The sequence below is a fragment of the Candidatus Nanosynbacter featherlites genome (genome assembly GCF_037013405.1).
In the GTDB taxonomy this organism is placed as follows: Bacteria; Patescibacteriota; Saccharimonadia; order Saccharimonadales; family Saccharimonadaceae; genus Nanosynbacter; species Nanosynbacter featherlites_B.
The window spans coordinates 598289-621393 of record NZ_CP146064.1 but is presented as its reverse complement, the minus strand read 5'-3'; the positions used below and the strand labels follow the sequence as shown (position 1 = coordinate 621393).

Sequence of the window (23105 nt, the reverse complement as noted above, 5' to 3'; positions counted from 1 at the left end):
TGGCGTCAGAATAAGCTCATGACGCCCGAAACAATGATGATGAGCGCAACGATGATGATGGCGACAGTACGCGCAATGCTGAGTTGTCGTTGGTGATCATGACGCCACTGCCCAAACCGTGAGCGGTTGACTGCACTAACGCGAGTGATTGATGGCCGTTTGGTGGCGGCATCCACGCCAGTGTACTTTTTGTTGCGTTTCTTCTTTTGCTTTGCCATGGATATTATTATATAAGAAACGACGCCAAATGAGAAATGAAGCGGAAAATTGCGCCAGCCGCCTGTAGACAACTGACTGGTAATTTGCTATAATTCGTGACGTTGGCCTTATCGTCTAACGGTTAGGACACCAGGTTTTCATCCTGGCAATCCGGGTTCGATTCCCGGTAAGGTCACCACAGAGGAATTATCAAAAATAGGTAGCTTTGGCTGCCTATATTTTCGTTGTATATTGCTTGTAGTTAGGTTACAATGAAAGTGAGTATAAACAGTATATAGGGAAGCTTACCTATGTCTAAGAAACAATCCAAATTGAGCAAGACTAATGCAGTCAAACCACGCAAAGTATTACTACTATTCGCCACGCCGCTAATCTTGGTAGCAATGATTGTCGGCGGTTTTTATATTAAATTCCAGCTTGATGTCGCTAATGCTCAGGCTGAAATGAAGGAATATCTGCAAAATAAGTATAGGCAAGAATTTGTGGTCGAAAAGCCAGAACATAAGGGCGGTGGTCTTGCGGTTGAGGGGCATTTTGATGCTATTGCATATCCAAAAGATGATAAAACCATTCGCTTTACCGTCATGTCATCATCGTCAGGTGTTAGCGATGGTTATGCCGGTGCCGTGTGGACTAGTGAGGAGCGTAAACGACTTCAGCCCGTAATTAATAAGGTGTTTGGCGAGAGAGTGCAGTATGAGATTGACATTCAGTCTTCAATGAGTGTACAGACGAGAGACATTAGCATTAGTGGCAAAGTACCTTTATTTAATGATGCGGCCGATCGATACGGTAAGCAAATACCGTACGATATTATCATATCTGAGTTGCGTAATAGAGATCTATCTACTCAAGAAAAAATGGCAGCGGTTAATAAGCTACTTCTACTCACTAGTGAACTGCCTGCAAAAACAGATACCACCATTACGTATAAGTCAGCAGAATATGGCCGTGAAAAGCATGGTTTAATTATCTCGCTTGAAAAACTAAAGACTTTGGATAAGAGCACTATAGTTAATATGTTTAAGAGATGGGAGGTTGTAGCAACATGAGTTTAACACCAGAACAATATTTAGCGCTGAGTACCTTACCGTGTAAAGACATCAAAAGCCTGAGATATGTATTACACGGCGAAGAGTAAAAGCAAAAGAACGAAAAAACGCGCGTAAATAAAAAACCTGGTGAGCTTCCAACTATTTCTAGATATTCAAGTAGATTGAACTGTCCAGCATAACGTAATAGAATAAGCTTATGGTAAACAACGGTTATCCTTATAAAGATAAAAAGTTAATTAAGCTTGTGGCTATTGTGCTAGTTTACGTAGCTATATGCTTTACCGCTGGAGTCGTAACAATCCTATATCTACAGCAGCACACTCCTCGCCCTAATACTGTCTCTGATACTAATGCTAGCTCCGATACTAACAGTAGGCCTTGGTCAACTAAGGACGAGTTCTATAAGAAGATGAGCGACGTCCAGATCGGCATGGATAGGGATACGGTCGAGGAGCTTATCGGCAAACCAGACTTATGTGGCAGAAAGATATACGACGGTAAATATGAACTACAGCATTGTGGCTACGACTTAGGAGATCCTGAGGCCTATCAAGAAATAATTTATATGAATGGGACAGTATGGGGTATTGCCTCAGTAGTCGGATCTATTAATCAGCTGAATAGCCTCTGAGGTTTTGATTCATCAGATATTTAGCTCTCTGCCTTTAAGAAAGGGGCTAACCCTATCTGCTCCTGGAAGGTGAAACTTCACAGCCTATAACCTAGGATTGTATAGCAGCGCTCTCTTGTGTATGGGTCGTGCTTAAACTAAAATAATAAATAATCTATAAAGTAACCGGAGGGGGTGATGGCAAAGAAAGTCAGTAAGACAAAGAAGCATAAAGTATACAAATTATTGATAGCCCTCTGTAGCCTGGTTATATTGATTGTTGCCATAGCGATTGTCTTACATATCAAAAATGAAAATAAAATATCTAATGCCCAGAATGGGATGTCTGAGTATCTGAACAATAAATATAAAGAAGACTTTAAGGTCGAAAGACCCGAGTATAAACACGGAGGTTTTGGGGTCAACGGTATATGGATGTCGCAAGCATACCTAGTGTCAAACCCAAAACTAAAATTTGACATCGATTGCAGCTATTTGAACCCCTCTGACTGTAGCGACCAATACATCGCCGCCATCTGGTCAGTCCAAGCCAGCAGGGAGTTAGAATCTATTGTCAAAGAAGTTAACGCTAATAGCAATGGCTATAAAGCAGATAGTGCACGGGCAGAAATTGTCTTATCTGAAGATTTGGTAGATTCTGTGAATAAACAATCTAAATATGAAGACAATAAAACCAAGGACAAAGGCTTCCTGTATAGATTAATAATAGACGCTCCGAACGACAGCAAAAAGGCTTCTTACATATTTAAGATTGTAGAGAAACTAAGAGAAGAGGGTGTGTATAGTGTAGATGTAGACGTAAACAGGAACAATAACTCTAAAATAAGATGCGAAATATTTTTTAATAAAAATAAATTGGGCAGTAAAGACGATATAGAGTCGTGCATTGTTAAGATGGGAGATTAAACACTCTAGAATATCTGATACTAATTTCAAAGCAATTACCAACCTCAGAGTTGCTTTTACAGATAAGACCACTAGCATGTTGTATCATGCCTATGTTTAAATAAAATCATAAATAACTAAGCAATAAGAGGCTGTATTGTATGGCGAAGAGTAAAAGCAAAAGGACTAACAAATCACGCATAAATAATAAAAAAGCCCGGCGAGTTATTTTAATTATTCTGTCGTCGATAGTTGTGATAATGACGGTAGTGTATATCGTAGGTGGAATTATAGTAGATAGAGAAATTAATAAACGTTCGGTTAGTGATACGACCGAGCAGGCTAATATAACTAGCTATCTAAAAAACAAATACAATCAAGATTTTGATGTAGAAAAACCTAGTTGCGATGGCGGTGCTTTTGGTATCTCTTGCGTATGGTCTGCGAACGCCTACCCTAAATCAGATAAAAGTATAAAGATACATATTTCTCGGGTGGATAACCAGACGAAGTACAGCGACGACTATGTAGTAAGAACTTGGCAAAAAGAACAAACTGCCAAAATTCAACCCAAAGTTAGAGAAATATTTAAAGACATGCCCGTTGATGTCAAAGTTAGACTAGGCGTAATAGATCCAGACGTAGAGCGTACTTTCACTCTGAAAAAACCAACTTTTGAGGAGGTGTTTTTGGCTGAAAATAAAGTCGGGCAGCGTGGCAATTTAGCTTATGGATTAAATTTTAAGTATGATGGTGACATTAAAGACGAGAGTCGTTTTGCTAGTGGCATACACGAGATGATGGAGCATGCGAAAAACGTGGGAGTGAGCCCTAAAGATATATCTGTAAATATATACTTATCGAAGAATGGCAAGCTTATTTCAAGAGAATATTGTAATAGAGATAAGTTGTCATCAATTAATGAGATAAAAGGTTGTATTGATACGTCAAAAAATATGCCAGTAGAGGAGGGCGATAGATGGTAAAAACCATTGAGTACTTAAGTTTGTCAGCATTAGCTTATGTTGACTTTAAAGAATCTGATGCTGGATTAACTCTGGACGACAACATAAAAGCTTGACTAAATGATATCAGACCTCAGATAACACAACCATTTTCCATCACTGTTATTTCGTGATATAATTTTAAAAATGAGTAAACCTATTTTTAAACGTACCAAGATTTTGGCAACAATTGGTCCTGCAACCATGAGCCAGGAAAAAGTATCGGAGCTGATGGCCGCTGGCGCCAATGGCTTTCGCCTAAACTTTAGCCACGGTAGCTACGAAGAGCGCACGCAGCAGATTGAGTGGATTCGTACCGCCAGCCGTGAGCAAGACAAGCCAGTTGCAATTTTGCAAGACTTACAGGGTCCAAAGATTCGTTTGGGTATTCTGAAAGACAACATGTTGGAAGTGAAGACTGGTGATATGTTGGTGCTGGATTCGGAAATTGCTGAGCATGACGGAAGTTTCAATCTTCCAGTGCAGTACAACTTGGCCAGTAAGATGAAAGTTGGCGAGCCGCTGTACATGTTTGACGGTAAAATTCGTTCAATCGTTCGTGAGATCGTCAGCGAAACTGCCATCAAGGTTGAGATTCAGAATGACGGCTTTTTGATGAGCCGAAAAGGTTTGAATTTGCCTGACACTGATTTTGGCGGTGATATTTTGACCCAGAAAGACCTAGAGGATATTGAGTGGGGGGCTAGCCGAGACTTTGATTATGTTTCTTTGAGCTTTGTGCAGTCAGCATCTGACATTGTTGATTTGCGGCAGCGTTTGCTGACGTTTGGTTCTGAGGCGCAGATCATCGCCAAGATTGAGACAAAATCTGCCATCTCTCCAGAAAACCTGGAAAAAATCGTGCAGTTGAGCGATGGTGTCATGGTGGCGCGAGGAGACTTGGCGGTGGAAGCCGGTGCTGAGATTGTGCCAGTTGTGCAGCGCCGGGTTATCACGTTGTGTCGTAAGCACGGTAAGATGGTGATCGTGGCAACTCAGATGATGGGTAGTATGGTTGACAATCCTGAGCCAAGCCGTGCTGAAGTAAGCGACGTGGCGAACGCTGTCATTCAGGGCGCTGACGTGGTGATGTTGTCTGATGAGACCGCCAATGGTAAATACCCAATTGAAGCGGTTGAGTCAATGCGAAAAACCATTCTCTACACTCAGGAACACAGTGACGTCATGCCAGTGGCGAAGAGCGAGTCTCGCCAGAAAAATGACGCCGTCATCAGCTACACGGCTGCTCGTTTGGCGCGCGACCTCAACGCAGATGCTATCGTGGCAGAGACCGACACGGGCGCCACAGCGGTCAATATTGGCGCATTTCGTCCAAATATGCCGATCATCAGCTTGACGGACAACTGCAAAACAGCTCAGAAGTTGGCGCTGAACTACGCCACTCGTGTATACATGCGTCCACCAGAGAGCTGTCATGGCATTGAGTTGGCACGTGATTTGAAAAATGAAGGCTACTTTGGTGACGGCGTAGCAACATTGGTATTGGTCAATGGCCACCGTCCTGGTGCTGGCAAAACTGATACAATACGCGTTTTGACATTGGAGTAACCAATTAGTACATAGGATATCAAAGGGTGGGTAAACGATTTTTCAAACAGACTATTCATGACGTTGACTTGCGCCATAAAACAGTGTTGGTGCGCGTTGACTACAATGTGCCATTGCTTGAAAATGGCGAGATTTCTGATGATTTACGAATTCGTGCCAGTTTGCCCACCTTGAAATATCTGTTGTCGCAGCATTGTAAAATTGTGCTGATCAGTCACTTGGGTCGTCCACAAGGTCGAGACGAAAAATATAGTTTAGCACCAGTCGCTGTGCGCTTGTCAGAGTTGCTGCAGTATCCAGTGAAATTTGTTGATGATTGTGTGGGTGATAAAGTTCGTCAAACAGTGCGGCGATCTTCTGGCGCAATCATCTTGTTGGAAAATTTGCGATTTTATCCTGAAGAAGAAGCTGACGACACGCAGTTTGCGCGCTCAATTGCTCGGGCCAGCCAAGCTGATTATTTTGTGCAAGACGGCTTTGCAGTGGTGCACCGAAAACACGCCAGTACACATGAAATTACCATGTACATTCCTGGGGTGGCGGGTGATTTGGTTCGTGCTGAATATGACGCCATTACTCGCGCCATGCTTAGTCCCAAGCGGCCGCTAGTCGCCATCGTCGGCGGTGCCAAAGTTTCTGACAAAATTGGTATGATTTATGAGTTTATCAACAAGGCTGATCAGATCTTGATCGGCGGTGCCATGGCAAATACCTTTTTGGAATATAAAGGATTGAGTCTGGGTAAGAGCCGCGTTGAGCCAGGTCAGCACGATGTCATCCATCAGATTTATCAAGCGGTGGAGCAAAAAGTTGGTCGTGAACATGTGGATGAATTTCTGTTGCTGCCAACTGATGTTGCGGTGGCTGAACATCCTGATAGTCAAGAGCGGCGTGAAGTTAGCGTGACGCATGTTGGCGCCACTGACATGGCGCTCGACATAGGTATGCAAACCATTGAACGCTATACTGCAGTGCTAGCACACGCGGGAACGATCATCTGGAATGGTCCAGTTGGTTTGGCTGAGAAATCGACTTTTGCCATTGGCTCTGCTCGTCTCAGCTTAGCGATTGCCCAAAACAAGCAAGCGCTTTCAGTAGTCGGCGGTGGTGATACGGCTGATTTTGTACTGAAATGGGATGGTCATGACGGCGCAGCGTTTAGTCATGTTTCCACAGGTGGTGGGGCTAGTTTGGCGTTGATGGCTGGAAAAAAACTGCCAGGAATCGAGAGTTTACTAGACGCATATGGGCTTGGAATGGTACACTAAAAAGCATAAGGGGAATATATGGGCAAGAAGTTAATCGTTGGCAACTGGAAAATGCACCTAGCTATGCAAGAAGCAAGTCTTTATCTGCATAAGTTGATGAAGATGATTTCGTCGCATCGTGATGTAGAAACGGTAGTCGCGCCAACGATTTTGACGCTTCAGAGCCTGAGTCTACAAGTAAATCGCCGACTCATCAAACTGGCGGCTCAGAATTGTTACTGGCGTGACTATGGTAATTATACTGGCGAAGTGCCAGCGGCTCATCTGCGCGGGCTGGTTGATTATGTCATTGTTGGACATTCGGAGCGGCGCTATGTTTTCCAGGAGCGTGACCGCGACATCAGATTGAAAGTTCAAGCCGCGCTGCGTAATCATTTGCAACCAATCCTGTGTATTGGCGAAACGCTACAAGAAAAAACCCTTGGTGAGACAGCTGATGCGCTGCACGATCAGCTGCTGAGCGGTTTGGCGAATGTGACAGCTGATGAGTTTGACCGCATCGTGATCGCCTATGAGCCAGTTTGGGCAATTGGTACCGGAGAAAGTGCTAATCCAGCTGACGTGCGACGAGCCATTAGAACGATTCGTCGTCAAATTCAGCAGCTATTTGGCAAAAAAGCTGCAACTGAGGTGAGAATCTTGTACGGCGGTAGCATAACGGTTGAAAAGGCAAGTGATTATTTGCGTATTGATGGAATCGATGGTTTGTTGATCGGTGGTGCTAGTTTGGACGCCTATCAATTTATCGATATTATAGAAAAAGCACATAACAGCAATCGGGAGGGGAAATGACAGATATTGACTTTGAGGAACTGGACAGGGCGGTGAATTCACTGATGAATCAGCGCCAGCAGGACAGCGACCGTGCTTCAGATAGTCCAGCGGCTGATGACAAAAAGACCGAAATAGCTTCCGTGGCTGATGATAAAAAACCTGAAACAGCTTCGGTAGCTGACAGCCAGACGGCTGAGACTGCTCCTATGGCTGAGGTCGAGAAAACTGAGATTAAGCCTATATCTGAGAGTAATGAGCCTAAAGAGCTAGCGCCAGCTGAAGAACCGACGGCGCCAGCGTCAATATCTGGCCACGTTTTCATTGCGCCTGAGGCAAGGCCTGAGGTTGTGCCTGAAGTGAAGCCTGAGATCACACCTGAATCAGAAGCTACTCACAGTCCTGAAGCTACCAACACCCAGCCAGAGTCTGTCGTAGAAGAGCTAGCTCAGTCGGAGCCATCAGAGGCAGCTGTGACAGATCAGGCTGTTGATGAAACCCCAGCGCCCGAAGCTGAAGACAAGACGGAGAAACCAGTGTTTGTTCCACCAGTCACTCCACGGCACACTGGTCGTGTCATGGACGTGGTAGCGCCATCGTCAATGAGTGCAGCTGCTATGAGCACGCGTCCAGCATCGGCAGCAGCTCGTACCAACACAGTGGTGGCTGATCCAATGGTTAACCCAGTGCGGGCACCACGCATGGATATGTCTGGCGGTCACGAGTCAGTATCAAGCAACACGCCAACTGAGGCAGCAGCGCCGACCTTAGACACCACAGAGTTAGCGAATACTATTTCTCAATCATTGTCATCAACTGAGCAGCCAGCGGATACGTCGAGCTTTACTGAAGCACCGTCAGAGCAATCAGCAACGTCATCATTAGCTTCGCCGTTTGTGAATAACGCTAGTGCGACCATCGAAAAGCGTCCATTGGGCTCATATGGTGCCGGTAATACTTCTGATGAGAATAGCGAAGTCTCCATGGTCAGCCCAGACTTGATGGGTACTGAAGCGACGGATGATGCGCGTCCAGCGCCAGAGAAAAATGACCTTGGTGGTAAGCCACGGCTGAGCCTTGAGCCAAGCTCAGAGGTAGCAGCTGAAGAGTCAGTTGGCATGAATTCTGACCTCGATCGAGAGCTCATGGCTCTGGAGATGGGGATTAAGAGCGAATTGGCTGACGGCGATGCTGACGCCTCTAAAGAAGAGCAAACACCAGAAGTGGCCGCTACGGTTGCTGAGCTAGACTCATTGACCAATGAACCTAGCACTGCTGAGACGGACATGCCTGAAGAGGATAATGTAGAGAATGGTCAGCCTGCGGCGGATGGAGACAGTGAGAGTGCTTCTCAGCCAACACCAGTATTTAATCAACAGGCAGCAGTGGCAATGAACGCAAATGAGCCAGCGGAGTCATCAACACCAGAGCCTGCTCCAATGTTTGAAGCGGCTGCAGCTCAACCACAGCCTATTGAAGAGAAGAAACCATCTGGAGTGATGAGCTTTATCATCATTTTGATCTTGTTGCTGCTGGGTGCGGGTGGCGGAGCTGCCGCATATTACTTCTTGCTGGTACAATAGTACAATGGATATATTGACGGAACTGAATCCAGAGCAACTCCGGGCAGTTGAGCATGAATCTGGGCCATTGTTGATTTTGGCTGGTGCTGGTAGTGGCAAAACGAAGACATTGACGCACCGCATAGCGTACCTGGTGTCGCAGAAGAATGTTTGGCCAAGCCGTATTTTGGCAGTGACGTTTACGAACAAGGCTGCCAAAGAGATGAGGCAGCGACTAGCCGTGTTGTTGCACGAAAATCCAGACGACCGGCGATTTATGCCGTGGATGGGAACATTTCATAGTATCTGTGTGCGTATATTGCGCATGGATGGGATGGCTTTGGGGCTGGATAAGCGATTTGTGATTTATGACACAGATGACCAATTGAGCTTGATCAAGCAAATTATGAAAACGCACAATATGACCGACCGTGACATCAAGCCGCGTTCGGTATTGTCCGCCATCTCTCACGCTAAAAATGACATGATAGATCCGGAGGCGTATGCGGCATCAGCGTCAAGCCCTGTGCAGCAGCGCATTGCCGCGCTATTTCAGGCGTATGAGAAGGCGCTTCGCCAGGCAGCAGCGCTTGATTTTGATGATTTGCTACTGAAGGTTGTTGGATTGTTCAAGACGCATCCTGACATTCGCCAAAAATGGCAGCAGCAATTTCAGCACATCCTGATCGACGAGTATCAAGACACCAACACGGTGCAGTACACGTTGATTAAATTATTGGTCGGACCAGAGCGCAATCTGTCAGTGGTTGGTGATGACGCGCAATCGATCTATAGTTTTCGTGGCGCTGACTATACCAATATCCTCAATTTTGAACGGGATTTTCCTGGGGCGGTAGTCATCAAACTGGAACAAAATTATCGTTCGACTGGCTCAATTTTACATCTGGCAAATAACCTCATCCAGCATAACGTCAATCGGACTGACAAAAATCTATGGACCAACAGTGGCGATGGTGCGGAGCCGCAGCTGTGGCAGCTGTACTCTGAAGCCGAAGAAGCTCAGGTGATTGCCAATGAGATTCGTCGTCAATTGAGTATCGGACGCTCACCAGATGACATCGCTGTGTTGTATCGGACCAATGCCCAAAGTTACGCAATTGAGCGGGCGCTGCGCCAAAACTATTTGCCGTACAAAATTGTGGGCGGATTGCGATTTTTGGATCGAGCGGTCGTCAAAGATGTTTTGGCGTATTTGCGGCTACTCTATCAGCCAAGTGATAGGATGAGTTTTTCACGCATCGTTAATGTGCCAAAACGAGGTATTGGCGCGGTGAGTGTGGCTAAATTTTTGGCGTGGAATGATGAGCAAGGGGCGACTGTCATTGACGGGCTATTGGCGGTCAATGAGGCACATGGGCTAACGCCACGTGCTAGGCATTCGCTGCACGAGTTGGGGATGCTGCTCAGTGATTTGCAAAAGTCGATTGACGAGGCGCCAGCTGACGTGATTGAAAAAATTATTGACCAGACGGGCTACGGCACCTTCATCAATGATGGCAGCGTGCAATCAGAAGAAAAAATGGAAAACCTGGGCGTCCTGGTGGCTGAGGCTAAAGCCTATGTTGACGTACCGACGTTTTTGGAAGAGATGGCGCTGATGTCTGCTAGCGATGATCAAGCACAAGAGCAAATCACCCTGATGACGTTGCACGCCGCGAAAGGTTTGGAGTTTCCGGTGGTATTTCTGACTGGCCTGGAAGAGGGGATATTACCGCACTCCCGCGTGTTCGACGGCGGTAAAGCTGAGGACGTCGAAGAAGAGCGGCGACTTTGTTATGTCGGCATCACTCGTGCTCGCCAGGAATTATTTATCACTTGCGCCAGTTCCAGGACGCAATTTGGACAAATAGCCTACAACCTGCCGTCACGCTTTTTGGATGAGATGGGAATTTTGAGCGGTGGATTGGACAAGCCTGCTTCGTCGAGCTTTGTTCCCGAACCTGAATTTTACAGTGATGAAATCGGTCTGGATGTTGGCGACAGGGTGCGCAGTCCACAATTTGGTGTTGGTGAGATCATGGAAGTTGATGGTTTGGCGGTAGTAGTGGCCTTTGAAAATGGCAAAACCAAGAAGTTGAATGTTGAGTTTGCTCGATTAGAAAAGTGCTAGTCGGTTGCTAATATGAGCGAGTTCTGCTATAATGAATAGAGCGTTTTTCGCTATGAGTATGAAATTTGGACTGAAAATTCACCACAATACAGCTCGAATGATGATAGTCGTAGCGATTGCTGTCTTTGGAATTGCGAGCGTGAAGCTTGTTGACAATGCTTTGGCTCGGGATCAGGTCCAAGAGTCACATACGGCTGCTCCAAATGGCGAAAAGGTAGTAACGATTCATGACCGGGGTCAAGAACGATCCATTGTCACTACTGTCGGGACCGTTAAAGAAGCCTTGAAAGCGGCCGATATTTCGGTTGATGAAAAGCATGATGTCGTTGAACCGAGCCTTGACACTCAGTTGGTGTCCACGAAATATAACGTTAATATCTATCGTGCGCGGCCAGTAACAGTAGCGGACGGCACACATCGAGTTCGTGTGGTGACCGCTCAGCAGACCACGCCATTGATAGCGCAAGCCGCAGGTGTGACCATTTACCCTGAAGATAAGACAACCATTGAACCACCAAGTGACTTTTTGCTAGACGGCGCTGATGTTATTTTGAAAATTTACCGAGCTACGCCACTACAATTGACGCTTTATGGTAAAACTACAGAGGTGAGAACGATGGCTCGCACGGTTGGGGACCTATTACGCGAGAAAAATGTGACTTTGGGTAAAGATGATGGCTTGTCCGTTCCTGAGTCAACACCCATCACTGCTGGCATGCATTTGAGTGTTTGGCGTAATGGTAAGCAGACGGTTACTGTTGAAGAAGAGATTGCCGCCCCTGTTGAACAGGTCAAAGATGCCAACCGAGAAACTGGCTTCAAGCAGGTCAAGGAAGCTGGTGCACCAGGTAAAAAGAACGTTACCTATGAGATTGAGATGAGAAATGGGCAGGAAATTTCACGCCGTATCATCGCCAGTGTTACGACCGTTGAGCCAAAGAAGCGAGTTGAGATAGTGGGCGCCAAGAGTGCCAACACCTTTTCTGGTAGTTTTTCTGAGGCTTTGGCACGGTTGAGAAGCTGTGAAGGAAGTTATACATCAAACACCGGAAACGGCTATTATGGCGCCTATCAATTTGACAAGCGCACATGGGGAGGCTTTGGTGGCTATTCGGTAGCCTCTGAGGCGCCGCCATCAGTGCAAGACGAAAAAGCATGGCAGACATACAAAGCTCGTGGTTGGCAGCCATGGCCAAGCTGTAAGGTAAGAATGGGTCTACAAGACATCTACCGGTAATATCAGGTAGCCTTTAGGAATTACATGAAGCGGTATTGGTTTTTACTGAGAACTCCAAAAGTAGCAGTGACGATAACAGGGCTAATGGCCGCAACAGCGTTGACTATTGTTCTGGTGGCATCGTCAGTCCAGAGAAAACTCGCCCAAGCTACTGAAAGAGAAGCAATTCATGAATATACCGTCATCACGGAAGAGCCAGTTCAGTTTGAGGTACAGTCAGCAAAAAGTTACGCACACGCCGTTGGTTTTAAGCAGGTACAGCAGGCGGGTGCTGTCGGTTCTAAGCAAGTAACGCATAGCGTGAAGGTAAAAGGTGACGGCACGGAAGTTGCGAAAAATAAAGTTGCTGAACAAATTACCAACCAGCCTGTGGCACAGATAGAGATTGTTGGTGCCAGGCTGCCGAATGCCTTGACCAAAGCCAAAAGCGCCCAGCAGTTTACCGACTCACGCGGCATATCACACCGCGAAACCTACTATGACCTGCCGATGAATGTTGTCATCAATGCGTGCGGTGGCGGTGGCTACACGGTGCGAGCCGACGGTGCCAAAGTCGATAAAGATGGCTATATTTTAGTAGCGGCAAATTATGGTAATTATCCACGCTGTTCGGTGGTGGAAACCAGCATGGGTCCTGGCAAGGTGTATGACACTGGCGGTTTTGCGGCTCGGCATCCGCATGGGTTTGACCTAGCGACTGATTGGACGAACGGAGATGGGCGTTAGATGGCGTCAGCTCGCGGACCGAAAAAAGAATTAGGCCAGCATTGGCTGCGAGATCCGGAAATATTGGCAGAGATTGCCGAGGCGGCCGAACTTGGTGAAGATGATGTGGTTTTGGAGATTGGGCCGGGGCTCGGCACCTTGACCAGCCGGTTGTTGGCACGAGCTCAGCGTGTGGTAGCGGTAGAATTTGACGCGGATTTGGCGCGTAAATTGCCGGGGCAGTTTCCTGGTAAAAACCTGGACGTGATTAACGAAGATATTTTGCAATTTGATCTAAATCAGCTGCCGAAGGACTATAAAGTAGTCGCCAATGTGCCATATTATATCACCAGTAAAATTGTTGAAAAGTTGATGACGGCGGAGAATAAACCGAGTTTGGCGGTGCTGCTGGTACAAAAAGAAGTCGCCGAGCGTATCGCAGCGAAGCCTGGCAGGATGAGTATTTTGGCGGTTAGCGCGCAGCTATTTGCTGAGGCAGAACTCGATATTGAAGTACCGCGGCAATTTTTTACGCCACCGCCAAAAGTTGATTCGCAGGTGGTGGTATTGAGAACTCGCACCGAACCGCTAGTCGCCCCTGAAGACCACAAAGATTTTTTCCGTGTTGTCAAAGCTGGTTTTTCCGCAAAACGTAAAAAACTGCGCTCTAGCTTGAGTGGTGGACTGGGCATCAGTAAAGCTAGCGCCGAACAGCTGCTAAAAAAGTCTGACATTTCACCTGATGCTCGTGCCGAAGATTTGTCGATTGATGATTGGCGGCGGCTGCTCAAAGAATGGCGGGCGCGATGATTGTGGCAGATCAGCCGACGTGTTTTCCGTCTGATCTATTGGTTGCGGTCTCGTCGAAAGATGACGGTACCATGCTCAATCGTATTCGCGGTCGCCACGTAACTGAGGTACTGGAGAATCGGCGGCGGTTTTGCGATCAGATTGATATTACCTATGGCGACGTTGTCTATCACGTGATTTCATATGACCAAGCACAGACGTTTGATACCATCGCCGAAGTTACTGAAGCTGACACGACCCGACATAACAACGAGGGGATTTTTGCTGACGCGCTCTATACCGAAGCGGTTGGCATCGGTTTATTTTTACCAGTGGCGGACTGTATCGCCACTGTTATATACGATCCAAAGCGTCGGGCGCTGATGTTGGCGCACCTGGGTCGACATTCAACGGTTGCGCAGTTAATGTCTCGGGCAGTTCGGTATTTTGTCGAGCGCGGCAGCCAGGCAAAAGAGTTACAAATTTGGATGTCGCCAAGCATCACGCAGAAAAATTATCGTATGGATTATTTTAATCATGCAGATGACATCAATTGGCGCAATTTCTACCATCAAACAGCTGACGGAATATATCTAGACATGCAAGGGTTCAATCGTTCGCTGGCCATCCAGGTGGGCGTTCCGGCTGACAATATTGTCATGTCGTCAATCGACACGGCAGATGATCCAAATTATTTTTCACACTCATCGGGCGATACGGCGGGACGAATTGTGGTGGTAGCAATGATGCGTGGGTGAGCCTTCGGCAAACGCATATCGGTGAAAATTATTCCAGATAATGATACAATGAGTAGCATGACTAAACAACATGCCTACATCACTACCGCTATTCCTTATGTCAACGGTTTGCCGCACATTGGGCACGCCATGGACTATATGCTAGCGGATGTATGGACGCGGTATCAGCGGCAGAATGGCCGCGAGGTGCGTTTTCAGACAGGCGTGGATGAACACGGCAATAAGATTGCTGCCAAGGCTGCCAGTCAAAACCAGACGCCGCAAGCCTATGTTGATCAAATGCATGGCAATTTCCAGAACATGATCGCTGAGTTGAATATTTCGGCGACGGATTTTATCCGTACGACTGACCCGCATCACGTTGGCGCGGTACAGTATATTTGGCAGAAGCTGGCTGCGGCTGGCTATATCTACAAAAGCACGTATGAGGGCTGGTACTGCCAAGGTTGCGAGGCGTTCGTCACTGACAAAGAAGCGGCTGAAAATAACGGCATTTGTCCCGACCACCAGTCACCGTACCAGCGGTTGAGCGAGGAAAACTATTATTTCAAAACCAGTGCCTTTTCGGAGAATATTCGCCAGGCCATTGAATCAAACAAGATGAAAATTGTGCCTGAATTTCGTAAAAAAGAGTTTTTGGAATTGATGAAAGATGGCCTGAAAGACGTGTCAATTTCGCGCCCACGAAAGAATTTGAGCTGGGGTGTGCCAGTGCCAGGCGATGACACGCAGGTGATGTATGTCTGGCTGGATGCGCTGAGTAATTACATAACGGTCATCGGCTATCCTGACCGTTCAGAGGAATGGCAGGCGTTTTGGCCAGCAAATGTGCAGGTGATTGGCAAGGATATCCTTCGCTTCCACGCTGGGATTTGGCCGGCGATGTTGATGGCGCTGGATTTGCCGCTGCCGAAAGTACTGTTGGTACACGGGTTCATCAACGTTGGCGGCGCCAAGATGAGTAAGAGCCTCGGTAATGGTGTCGGTCCAGCTGATATCATCCCGCACTACGGTGTCGAGGCCTTTCGCTATTATTTCCTGCGTCACGTACCAACTCAGGACGACGGTGATTTTACTTGGGAGAAATTTGAAGCGGCCTATAACGGCGAGCTGGGTAATGATCTCGGTAATTTGGTGCAGCGAGTAGCAAAGATGGTGCAGTCGTACCAAGCCGGCGTCATCGGTGACGCGCCGCAGGCCGAACACGACATGGGTCCATACCGCCATTTCATGGAGAGCTTTGCTTTCAACCAAGCCATGGATGAAATTTGGCAAATTATCCGTGCGCTAAATCAGTACATTGAGCGTGTCCAGCCGTGGCAGGTTGCCAAAAAGCGCACTAAGGACCCAGAAGCGGAAGCACATTTGGGCGAGATTTTGGCGTATGCTTGTGGTACGTTGCTGCAAGTGTCTGATATGCTACGACCATTTATGCCGCAGACTGCCGAGAAAATTCACGAGATGTTCGCTAGCGGTGTTGTCCCGTCACAATTAACGCCACTGTTCCCGCGTAAATATTTGCACACAGCTGATCCACGGGCGCCAAGAGCAGAAACCCAGGGAAAATAACCATGAATTTAGCAGCGGAGCATCACACGGCGACAGATTTGCGTTTGATCGATTCGCATTGCCATGTGCACGACACTGAGTTCTTCACGGATAGTCGTGAGGGATTATACCAGCAGTCAATCGCAGCGGGCATCGGCATGATCTGTATTGGCACCGATGAACGCAGTAGTCGACAGGCAGTAGAGTTTGCCGCAAACCACGACTGTGTGTGGGCGGCGGTTGGCGTTCATCCGCACGACAGCAAGGACGGTTGGGGCGAGATAGAGCGGCTGCTAAAAAATAGGACGGAGAATTCGCCGATTGTGGCGATTGGTGAGATTGGCCTTGATTATTATTACAATCACAGCCCGCGCGAGGTGCAAATTCAGGCACTGGAGGCGCAGCTGCAGCTGGCGGTGGATTATGATCTGCCGGTTAGTTTTCATATTCGCGATGGCGCGCCCGACCAGCCGTCGGTGTGGGATGATTTTTGGCCGATTTTTGATAATTTTCGTGGTCTGCGCGGTGTACTACATAGTTTTACCGATACCCGCGCCAATTTAGAGAAGGGATTTGCTCGCGGATTATACGTTGGTTTGAACGGCATTAGCACGTTTACTAAAGACCAAACACAGCGAGAATTATTCGCCTCCATCCCACTGGAGCGATTGTTATTAGAAACTGATGCACCGTTCTTGACACCAAAGCCATTTCGTGGTAAGATGAATAAGCCAGAATATGTGGAGTTGGTGGCGAAGTATTGGGCGGCGGAGCGCAAGCTAGCGCTTCACGACTTTGAAAAAGTAGCGACCGATAACACGGTAACACTTTTTGGCTTGTAATAGTGGAGAAATATGCGAGAAAACAATACGGGTACGTACGACAAAGAAGTTAATGCGGCGTTGGAAGCTATCTCAAAAGAGGCAAAGACGCTGAATTTTGAGACTACTCCTGTCGGTCGTGCTGACAAGCTTGCTACGCATCAAACTGCTGACGAGCTTGCTACGCATCAAAATGCCGACACTCGTTCACTATCAAGTGCTGCCATACGTGGCAGTACCGGTGAAAGTGAAGCATCAAGCTTAGCCAAATCGACGGAAGCTCCACGTGTATTATTGATTGAATTTCCTAAACATCCCAAAGACCCCGTCGAAGCAGTGCGATATTCAAGCGATATCGGTAAGCGCCTGGCTGAAATGCGACAGAGTGATGCTATAACTAAGCCCGATTTTGAATTAGCGGCATAAGGAGGTCTGGTATATGAGTAAGATTCTTAAAAAAGCTGCAAGCCTCGTTTTTGCAGACGAATCAGTCAAGCCATTGATGCGAGTTCGCCGCAAAGACCGACCGGCTAAACCGCTGACCGAGCGGCAATTGATCCAGATGGAGAGTCAAATCGGTGCAACGATTTTTGGTGACAAGCCCGAGCATGTGCAGCGCCGAGAATTTTTCAACTTGGATGAGAAAACGTGGATTTGGTACGAAGAAGTGGTTGATGCTGACGGCAAAGTGAAAGAATTGACAACCAAATATGAGATCCAGGAAAAGGGCGTGTTGAAGGTTCAGCCAAACTATCAGTACAGCTACCTGGAAGGCGAGGAATTACACAACTTTGTCTTGGCGGTGAAAGAGTATTATGAGCGTGTTTCGCGCAAATTGTATAAACAAGATCCAGACACCGGCAAACCTTTACAGATGGTATAATAGATAACAGTGAATGATAATTTGATATATCTTGATCATGCGGCGGCAACGCCGATGGACCCGTTGGTGGTTGAGGTGATGCAGCCCTATTTTTCTGAGAAATTTTTCAATCCATCCAGCCCGTATGCTGCTGGTGTTGCAGTGAAGCGTGACTATCAAGCCGCCAAAGTGCGCATTGCCCAAGCTCTGGGTGTTGTTGCGGATGAATTGGTGATGACAGCTGGCGCCACGGAGTCGGTTAATTTGGCGTTTCAGGCAGCGCAGCAGACAACGTGCGCAGTTGCGATCATCGAACATGCATCAGTTTTGTCGGCTGCTGGCCGCCACCGAGAACCAGTGCTGATTCGGCCGGATCGTAAAGGAAGAATTACTCCAGAAGCAGTGAAACAGGTTCTCACTCCAGACGTTGGTTTTGTATCAATCGCTCTGGCAAACCATGAGCTGGGCTATGTGCAACCAATTGAAGAGATTGCTCGCGTCATTCAAACAGAGCGGGAGCGGCGTCGGTCTGCTGGCGAGGAGACACCGCTATACTTCCATACTGATGCATCTCAGGCGGCAGCGTTGTTGGACGTAAAAGTGAAACGATTGGGCGTTGATTTGCTGACGCTCAGTGCGGCAAAAGTTTACGGACCAAAACAAGTCGGCCTGCTGTGGGTGCGTCCGGGTGTACATATTGCACCAACCATTGTCGGGGGTGGACAGGAGCTGGGTCTTCGCAGTGGCACGGAAAATGTTGCTGGGGTGGTTGGTTTTGCTGAGGCTTTGGAGCTGGCTGCCAAACGGCGCAAAGCTGAAGTCAAGCGGCTACAGGGATTACGTGATGGTATGATTCAGAGACTCAAGGCTGAACTACCGGAAATGATCATTTCGTCTGATCGCAAAAAGTCGTTGGCGAATTTTTTGAATATTTCTTTTCCGGGCTTGGATGCTGAACGATTGGTGTTTTTGTTGGAAATGCATGGCGTGATGGTAGCGACAGGTAGTGCATGTGCTGCTAACTCTGGCATGCGTTCGCATGTGCTATCGGCTATCGGTCTGAGTGACTCAGATATTGATGGCAGTTTACGCATCACCCTCGGAAGGTCGAATGATGAAGCAGCGGTTATCCGAGCGGCTGAACTGATCATCCAATCAGTGCGAAAAGAGCAGGAGAGGATGAAATGATTCATCGATTGATTGGACTGGCTGTTGTTGTGGTGGTGATTATCATTGGCTTGACAATGTATCTAGCGCCAGACGATTTGGCAAAGTGTCCTAGCCCTGGCTCTGGTGAGTGCGCCACGGCTGATGCCATCGTAGCGGTTTCCGGTGGAGACACTGATGCGCGGACTGACGAAGCAATTCGTTTGTATAAGCAGAAATGGTCGTCGCTACTCATCATGTCGGGTGCGGCAGCTGATAAGACGGGCTTGTCCAATGCTGAGGCTATGAAACGTCGTGCATTGTCGCAGGGTGTGCCAGATAAAAATATCATCATCGAAGATCATTCTGAGACGACAAAACAAAATGCAGTTGAAGTAAAATCAGTCATCACTGCTCGCAAAATGAAGCGTATCATTTTGGTGACTAGTGGTTATCATATGCAACGAGCTCGGTCTGAGTTTGCGGCGCAGGTGCCTGGGGTGGAAGTACTGTCACACCCAGTCAGTCGTGATAAACATTGGGGTGATTTGTGGTGGCTGACGCCGTGGGGTTGGTGGTTGGCAGTTGGTGAATTGATCAAAATTGGCTTGTTTACCATTGGAGGAACACGCTGATGGCTCGGGTGTTCGTCGGTATGTCGGGCGGCGTTGATTCGTCGGTAGCGGCAGCGCTATTGGTTGAGCAAGGCCACGAGGTGACTGGCGTGTATATGAAAAACTGGTCGGAAGATCTGCCAGGCATGCATTGTCCGTGGGCAGAAGATGTGGCTGATGCCAAGCGCGTGGCGGTGGGGCTGGGGATCGATTTTCAGGTGTTCGATTTTCAAAAAGAGTACAAGCAAAATGTCGTTGACTATATGATTCGCGAATATCAAGCGGGTCGCACGCCAAATCCTGATGTGATGTGCAATCAAGAGGTGAAGTTTAAGTTGTTTTTGGAGGCGGCGTTGGCAGCGGGTGCGGAGTATATTGCGACGGGGCATTATGCTAGGACGAACGAGGGGCGCTTGCTGCAAGCTCGTGATGACAATAAAGACCAAACCTATTTCCTCTACCGGGTGACGTCGGAGGCACTCGCAAAGACCATGTTCCCGCTGGGTGATTTTACCAAGGCTGAGGTGCGCGAGATGGCCAAAGAGCGGGGCTTGTGGACGGCTAGTAAAAAGGAATCGATGGGGATTTGCTTCGTCGGGCAAGTGGGGATTCGCGAGTTTTTGTCAGAATATGTCGAGACGAGTCCGGGCGATATCATCGATCAGCAAACAGGTGTGGTTGTTGGTCGGCACGATGGGGCGATATTTTACACTTTGGGGCAGCGGCATGGTCTAAATATTGGTGGCGGCTTGCCGTATTATGTTGTTGGCAAGGATATGGCGAAGAACGAAGTTTACGTGTCGCGCTCAATTGATAATGAAAATCTCTGGCGTAAAGAGTTGACACTGGCTGACGTTCACTGGATTGGCCAGCCGCCAAAAGACGGCGCCTATCAGGTTCGGGTGCGACACCGGGCGCCGTTGATTGATGCGGAAGTTGCGCACATGAACGACGCTGGCGAGAAAGTGGCAGTGAAGCTGGTTGAGCCGCAGCGTGCCGTCGCACCAGGCCAATCAGCCGTGCTATATGACGGCAAGGAATGTTTGGGCGGCGGGATTATCCAAACAGATTGACGCATGCAGTAAAATAGTGTACACTGGTACAGAATAAGAATTAACCTAAGAGTGTAAGAGAAGGAATAAGATAAGTATATGTTAGCAATTCGTTTGCAACGTTTGGGTCGCAAGGGCTACCCAGTCTACCGCCTAGCTGTACAGGAAGCGCAGCGCCACCCATCAAGCGGTCGCGTTGTCGCCTATGTTGGTAGCTACAATCCACACACAAAAGTAGCAAATATTCAGGTTGAATTGGCACAAAAATATTTGGACAATGGTGCTCAGCCAACACCACGTGTTGTTAAGTTGTTGAAAGAAGCTGGCGTCACATTGCCAAAGTGGGTTAAAGAACCAACTGCTGACAAGCACAAAGCCATCCGTAACCCGGAAAAATTACGCAAAAACCAGCCGAAAGAAGAAGCTCCAGTTGAAGAGCCAGTAGAAGAATCCGCTGAATAATCATATAAGCTATTTGAAATCGCCTCGTTTTGGGGCGATTTTATGTTGTGCTATAATTAACAGATATGAAAGCTCAAGATATCCGTAAAAAATACCTCGATTTTTATAAAAGCAATGGTCATGCTGTTGTCAATCGAGCACCGCTGGTGTTGCACAACGACCCAACTACGCTATTTACCGGCTCTGGTATGCAGCCGATGATTAGTTATCTGTTGGGCGAGGCCAAGCATCCTGAGGGAAACCGTATCGTTGACAGCCAGACTTGTTTGCGCGCCCAAGATATCGATGACATTGGCGACAATCGCCATACGACCTTTTTTGAGATGCTCGGTAACTGGAGTTTGGGTGATTATTTCAAAAAAGAGCAGATCAATTGGATGTGGCAATTCTTGTCGGAAGAGGTTGGACTAGACATGAACCGCGTTTACGTCACCTGTTACATCGGTGATGAGCGCTATAATATCCCGAAAGACACTGAGGCGGCGGAAATTTGGGCGGAACTATACGAAAAAGCAGGTTTAAGTAGCGGTCAAGCTGATATCGGCTCAGAAGAAACTGGTTATGCACGCGGTATTAAACCAGGTGAGCGGATTTTTTACTATGATGGCAGCAAAAACTGGTGGAGTCGCAATGGCGGGCCGGAAACTACGCCAATTGGGGATCCATGCGGGCCGGATAGCGAGATGTTTTATGAGTTCACCTCGGTTGAGCACGATAAAAGTTTTGGCGAGCATTGCCATCCAAACTGTGACTGTGGACGCTTTATGGAGATTGGCAATAACGTCTTTATGGCCTACAAAAAGGTGGCCGATGGCGTATTTGAGCCGTTAGATAAGCCAAATATCGACCATGGTTCGGGCCTGGAGCGTATCGCGGCGGCGGCTATCGATGATCCAGATGTCTTTAAAATTAGCTTGATGTGGCCGATCATTGAAAAATTACAAGACCTGAGCGGCAAACAGTACGAAGAGCATACTGAGGCTATGCGGGTGATCGCTGATCATTTGCGAGCGGCGACGTTTTTGGCGGTTGATGGTTGCGTGCCAAGTAACAAGGAGCAGGGCTATGTGATGCGCCGTTTGTTGCGCCGGGCGATTCGTTTTGCGCACGAATTGGGCATTCAGGATGCATTTTTCGAGGAAATTGTGCCGGTCATCGCTGATTTGTATATTCAAGATTTCCCAGAGGTGGCTGAACAGCGCGATAAGATTATCATTACACTGATGAAGGAAGAAAAAGCCTTTGCCCGCACGTTACTTAAGGGTACGAAGCATTTGTTGAGCTTTATTGCTGACGGATTGACAGGTCAAGAGATCTTCACTATGCATGATACGTATGGCTTCCCATATGAACTGAGTGTCGAGATTGCCAAGCGTCATCATATTCAGCTCGCGGCAGATTGGAAGGCGGAATTTGATGCCTGTATGGCGGAGCAGCGTAAGCGTTCTCAAACTGCCGCCAAAGGTACATTTAAAGGTGGGCTGGAAGGTCAGACTATGGCACACCGTCGACTGCATACGGCGAATCATCTGATGTACGCAGCACTAAGGCGAGTATTGGGCGACCACGTCATGCAACGCGGCAGTAATATCACTGCTGAACGTCTGCGGTTTGACTTTAACAATGACGCCAAAGTTACGCGTGAACAGCTGGACGAGGTGGAGAGACTAGTTAACACTTGGATTGACGCTGACTTGCCTGTTAGCTATACTGAATACCCAACCGAGGAAGCTTTCAACATGGGCGCAGTTGGTGCCTTTGGTGACCGCTACGGCGATACTGTCAAGGTTTATCAGATGGGCGAGGGTGACCAGCGAGTCAGCTTCGAAATTTGCGGTGGTCCGCACGTAGACCACACTGGTCAATTGGCTCAGGATGATGACGGCACACCAAACGGTAAACGATTTAAGATAATCAAAGAAGAATCCAGCTCTGCCGGTGTGCGACGCGTAAAAGCCGTACTAAAATAGGCTATAAAGTTTGCTCAAAAAGCATCAGCAGTATATAATTTAGGGT

23 protein-coding genes and 1 tRNA gene are annotated in these 23105 nt (G+C 47.7%); 23 read left to right on the top strand and 1 reads right to left on the bottom strand.

All coding sequences use genetic code 11. The features are described from left to right. Positions 1–5: 5 nt before the first annotated feature. Entirely contained in the window at positions 6–218 is a 213-nt protein-coding gene (locus V4210_RS03330; RefSeq protein ID WP_338520624.1) for a hypothetical protein, read from the bottom strand. Between the two features lie 104 nt (positions 219–322). Between V4210_RS03330 and V4210_RS03325 the strand changes: the two genes are divergently transcribed. From V4210_RS03325 to V4210_RS03215, 23 genes are all read left to right on the top strand, one after another. Further along, positions 323–397, top strand: a tRNA-Glu gene (locus V4210_RS03325). A 112-nt stretch (positions 398–509) separates the two neighbouring features. Then, positions 510–1271: a hypothetical protein gene (locus tag V4210_RS03320; protein ID WP_338520623.1), complete on the top strand. Its 762-nt coding sequence runs from the start codon at positions 510–512 to the stop codon at positions 1269–1271. Between the two features lie 412 nt (positions 1272–1683). Next, the gene (locus V4210_RS03315) at positions 1684–1905 is read left to right on the top strand and encodes a hypothetical protein (protein WP_338520622.1); all 222 of its coding nucleotides are present in this window, start codon (positions 1684–1686) and stop codon (positions 1903–1905) included. Between the two features lie 177 nt (positions 1906–2082). Continuing rightward, positions 2083–2811 (top strand): hypothetical protein, encoded by a 729-nt coding sequence (locus tag V4210_RS03310; protein ID WP_338520621.1) that lies wholly within the window; start codon positions 2083–2085, stop codon positions 2809–2811. A gap of 140 nt (positions 2812–2951) precedes the next feature. Beyond that, complete coding sequence (locus V4210_RS03305) at positions 2952–3776, top strand: hypothetical protein (RefSeq protein WP_338520620.1); 825 nt, start codon at positions 2952–2954, stop codon at positions 3774–3776. Positions 3777–3941: 165 nt separating this feature from the next. After that, a complete protein-coding gene (gene pyk, locus V4210_RS03300; RefSeq protein ID WP_338520619.1) occupies positions 3942–5363 on the top strand; it encodes a pyruvate kinase in 1422 nt (473 codons plus the stop codon). Between the two features lie 26 nt (positions 5364–5389). Further along, a complete protein-coding gene (locus V4210_RS03295; protein ID WP_338520618.1) occupies positions 5390–6631 on the top strand; it encodes a phosphoglycerate kinase in 1242 nt (413 codons plus the stop codon). 18 nt (positions 6632–6649) lie between these two features. Next, a complete protein-coding gene (gene tpiA / locus V4210_RS03290; RefSeq protein WP_338520617.1) occupies positions 6650–7423 on the top strand; it encodes a triose-phosphate isomerase in 774 nt (257 codons plus the stop codon). Beyond that, positions 7420–8985, top strand: a complete 1566-nt coding sequence (locus V4210_RS03285; protein WP_338520616.1) for a hypothetical protein — start codon at positions 7420–7422, stop codon at positions 8983–8985. The genes tpiA and V4210_RS03285 overlap by 4 nt, the downstream gene beginning before the upstream one ends. A gap of 4 nt (positions 8986–8989) precedes the next feature. After that, on the top strand, positions 8990–11095 hold the full coding sequence (locus V4210_RS03280) for an ATP-dependent helicase (RefSeq protein ID WP_338520615.1): 2106 nt from the start codon (positions 8990–8992) through the stop codon (positions 11093–11095). Positions 11096–11153: 58 nt separating this feature from the next. After that, a complete protein-coding gene (locus tag V4210_RS03275) occupies positions 11154–12332 on the top strand; it encodes a ubiquitin-like domain-containing protein (protein ID WP_338520614.1) in 1179 nt (392 codons plus the stop codon). Positions 12333–12356: 24 nt separating this feature from the next. Next, on the top strand, positions 12357–13058 hold the full coding sequence (locus V4210_RS03270; protein WP_338520613.1) for a G5 domain-containing protein: 702 nt from the start codon (positions 12357–12359) through the stop codon (positions 13056–13058). Then, positions 13059–13847, top strand: coding sequence for a 16S rRNA (adenine(1518)-N(6)/adenine(1519)-N(6))-dimethyltransferase RsmA (rsmA, locus tag V4210_RS03265; protein WP_338520612.1), 789 nt, complete (start codon positions 13059–13061; stop codon positions 13845–13847). After that, positions 13844–14584 (top strand): polyphenol oxidase family protein, encoded by a 741-nt coding sequence (locus V4210_RS03260; protein ID WP_338520611.1) that lies wholly within the window; start codon positions 13844–13846, stop codon positions 14582–14584. Before rsmA ends, V4210_RS03260 begins: the two co-directional genes overlap by 4 nt. Positions 14585–14641: 57 nt before the next feature. Further along, positions 14642–16153, top strand: a complete 1512-nt coding sequence (gene metG / locus V4210_RS03255) for a methionine--tRNA ligase (RefSeq protein ID WP_338520610.1) — start codon at positions 14642–14644, stop codon at positions 16151–16153. 2 nt (positions 16154–16155) lie between these two features. Next, entirely contained in the window at positions 16156–16974 is an 819-nt protein-coding gene (locus V4210_RS03250) for a TatD family hydrolase (RefSeq protein WP_338520609.1), read from the top strand. A gap of 12 nt (positions 16975–16986) precedes the next feature. Beyond that, complete coding sequence (locus V4210_RS03245) at positions 16987–17379, top strand: hypothetical protein (protein ID WP_338520608.1); 393 nt, start codon at positions 16987–16989, stop codon at positions 17377–17379. A 13-nt stretch (positions 17380–17392) separates the two neighbouring features. Further along, positions 17393–17836, top strand: coding sequence for a hypothetical protein (locus V4210_RS03240; RefSeq protein WP_338520607.1), 444 nt, complete (start codon positions 17393–17395; stop codon positions 17834–17836). 9 nt (positions 17837–17845) lie between these two features. Continuing rightward, positions 17846–19003 carry a cysteine desulfurase family protein gene (locus V4210_RS03235; protein ID WP_338520606.1) on the top strand — a complete coding sequence of 386 codons (1158 nt, stop codon included), beginning with the start codon at positions 17846–17848 and terminating at the stop codon, positions 19001–19003. Next, a complete protein-coding gene (locus V4210_RS03230; protein WP_338520605.1) occupies positions 19000–19596 on the top strand; it encodes a YdcF family protein in 597 nt (198 codons plus the stop codon). The genes V4210_RS03235 and V4210_RS03230 overlap by 4 nt, the downstream gene beginning before the upstream one ends. After that, positions 19596–20648: a tRNA 2-thiouridine(34) synthase MnmA gene (gene mnmA, locus V4210_RS03225; protein ID WP_338520604.1), complete on the top strand. Its 1053-nt coding sequence runs from the start codon at positions 19596–19598 to the stop codon at positions 20646–20648. The genes V4210_RS03230 and mnmA overlap by 1 nt, the downstream gene beginning before the upstream one ends. A 78-nt stretch (positions 20649–20726) precedes the next feature. Further along, on the top strand, positions 20727–21089 hold the full coding sequence (gene rpsP, locus V4210_RS03220; RefSeq protein WP_338520603.1) for a 30S ribosomal protein S16: 363 nt from the start codon (positions 20727–20729) through the stop codon (positions 21087–21089). A 65-nt stretch (positions 21090–21154) separates the two neighbouring features. After that, the gene (locus tag V4210_RS03215; protein ID WP_338520602.1) at positions 21155–23059 is read left to right on the top strand and encodes an alanine--tRNA ligase; all 1905 of its coding nucleotides are present in this window, start codon (positions 21155–21157) and stop codon (positions 23057–23059) included. The last annotated feature ends 46 nt before the right edge of the window (positions 23060–23105 follow it).

Excerpts from the sequence above, each read along its gene's own strand:
- tpiA (WP_338520617.1), top strand. The coding sequence starts at position 6,650 with ATGGGCAAGAAGTTAATCGTTGGCAACTGGAAAATGCACCTAGCTATG.
- V4210_RS03275 (WP_338520614.1), top strand. The coding sequence starts at position 11,154 with ATGAAATTTGGACTGAAAATTCACCACAATACAGCTCGAATGATGATA.
- rsmA (WP_338520612.1), top strand. The coding sequence starts at position 13,059 with ATGGCGTCAGCTCGCGGACCGAAAAAAGAATTAGGCCAGCATTGGCTG.
- pyk (WP_338520619.1), top strand. The coding sequence starts at position 3,942 with ATGAGTAAACCTATTTTTAAACGTACCAAGATTTTGGCAACAATTGGT.
- V4210_RS03310 (WP_338520621.1), top strand. The coding sequence starts at position 2,083 with ATGGCAAAGAAAGTCAGTAAGACAAAGAAGCATAAAGTATACAAATTA.
- V4210_RS03320 (WP_338520623.1), top strand. The coding sequence starts at position 510 with ATGTCTAAGAAACAATCCAAATTGAGCAAGACTAATGCAGTCAAACCA.
- V4210_RS03315 (WP_338520622.1), top strand. The coding sequence starts at position 1,684 with ATGAGCGACGTCCAGATCGGCATGGATAGGGATACGGTCGAGGAGCTT.
- V4210_RS03285 (WP_338520616.1), top strand. The coding sequence starts at position 7,420 with ATGACAGATATTGACTTTGAGGAACTGGACAGGGCGGTGAATTCACTG.
- V4210_RS03330 (WP_338520624.1), bottom strand. The coding sequence starts at position 218 with ATGGCAAAGCAAAAGAAGAAACGCAACAAAAAGTACACTGGCGTGGAT.
- V4210_RS03215 (WP_338520602.1), top strand. The coding sequence starts at position 21,155 with ATGAAAGCTCAAGATATCCGTAAAAAATACCTCGATTTTTATAAAAGC.
- metG (WP_338520610.1), top strand. The coding sequence starts at position 14,642 with ATGACTAAACAACATGCCTACATCACTACCGCTATTCCTTATGTCAAC.
- V4210_RS03270 (WP_338520613.1), top strand. The coding sequence starts at position 12,357 with ATGAAGCGGTATTGGTTTTTACTGAGAACTCCAAAAGTAGCAGTGACG.
- V4210_RS03305 (WP_338520620.1), top strand. The coding sequence starts at position 2,952 with ATGGCGAAGAGTAAAAGCAAAAGGACTAACAAATCACGCATAAATAAT.
- mnmA (WP_338520604.1), top strand. The coding sequence starts at position 19,596 with ATGGCTCGGGTGTTCGTCGGTATGTCGGGCGGCGTTGATTCGTCGGTA.
- V4210_RS03280 (WP_338520615.1), top strand. The coding sequence starts at position 8,990 with ATGGATATATTGACGGAACTGAATCCAGAGCAACTCCGGGCAGTTGAG.
- V4210_RS03260 (WP_338520611.1), top strand. The coding sequence starts at position 13,844 with ATGATTGTGGCAGATCAGCCGACGTGTTTTCCGTCTGATCTATTGGTT.
- rpsP (WP_338520603.1), top strand. The coding sequence starts at position 20,727 with ATGTTAGCAATTCGTTTGCAACGTTTGGGTCGCAAGGGCTACCCAGTC.
- V4210_RS03240 (WP_338520607.1), top strand. The coding sequence starts at position 17,393 with ATGAGTAAGATTCTTAAAAAAGCTGCAAGCCTCGTTTTTGCAGACGAA.
- V4210_RS03245 (WP_338520608.1), top strand. The coding sequence starts at position 16,987 with ATGCGAGAAAACAATACGGGTACGTACGACAAAGAAGTTAATGCGGCG.
- V4210_RS03230 (WP_338520605.1), top strand. The coding sequence starts at position 19,000 with ATGATTCATCGATTGATTGGACTGGCTGTTGTTGTGGTGGTGATTATC.
- V4210_RS03250 (WP_338520609.1), top strand. The coding sequence starts at position 16,156 with ATGAATTTAGCAGCGGAGCATCACACGGCGACAGATTTGCGTTTGATC.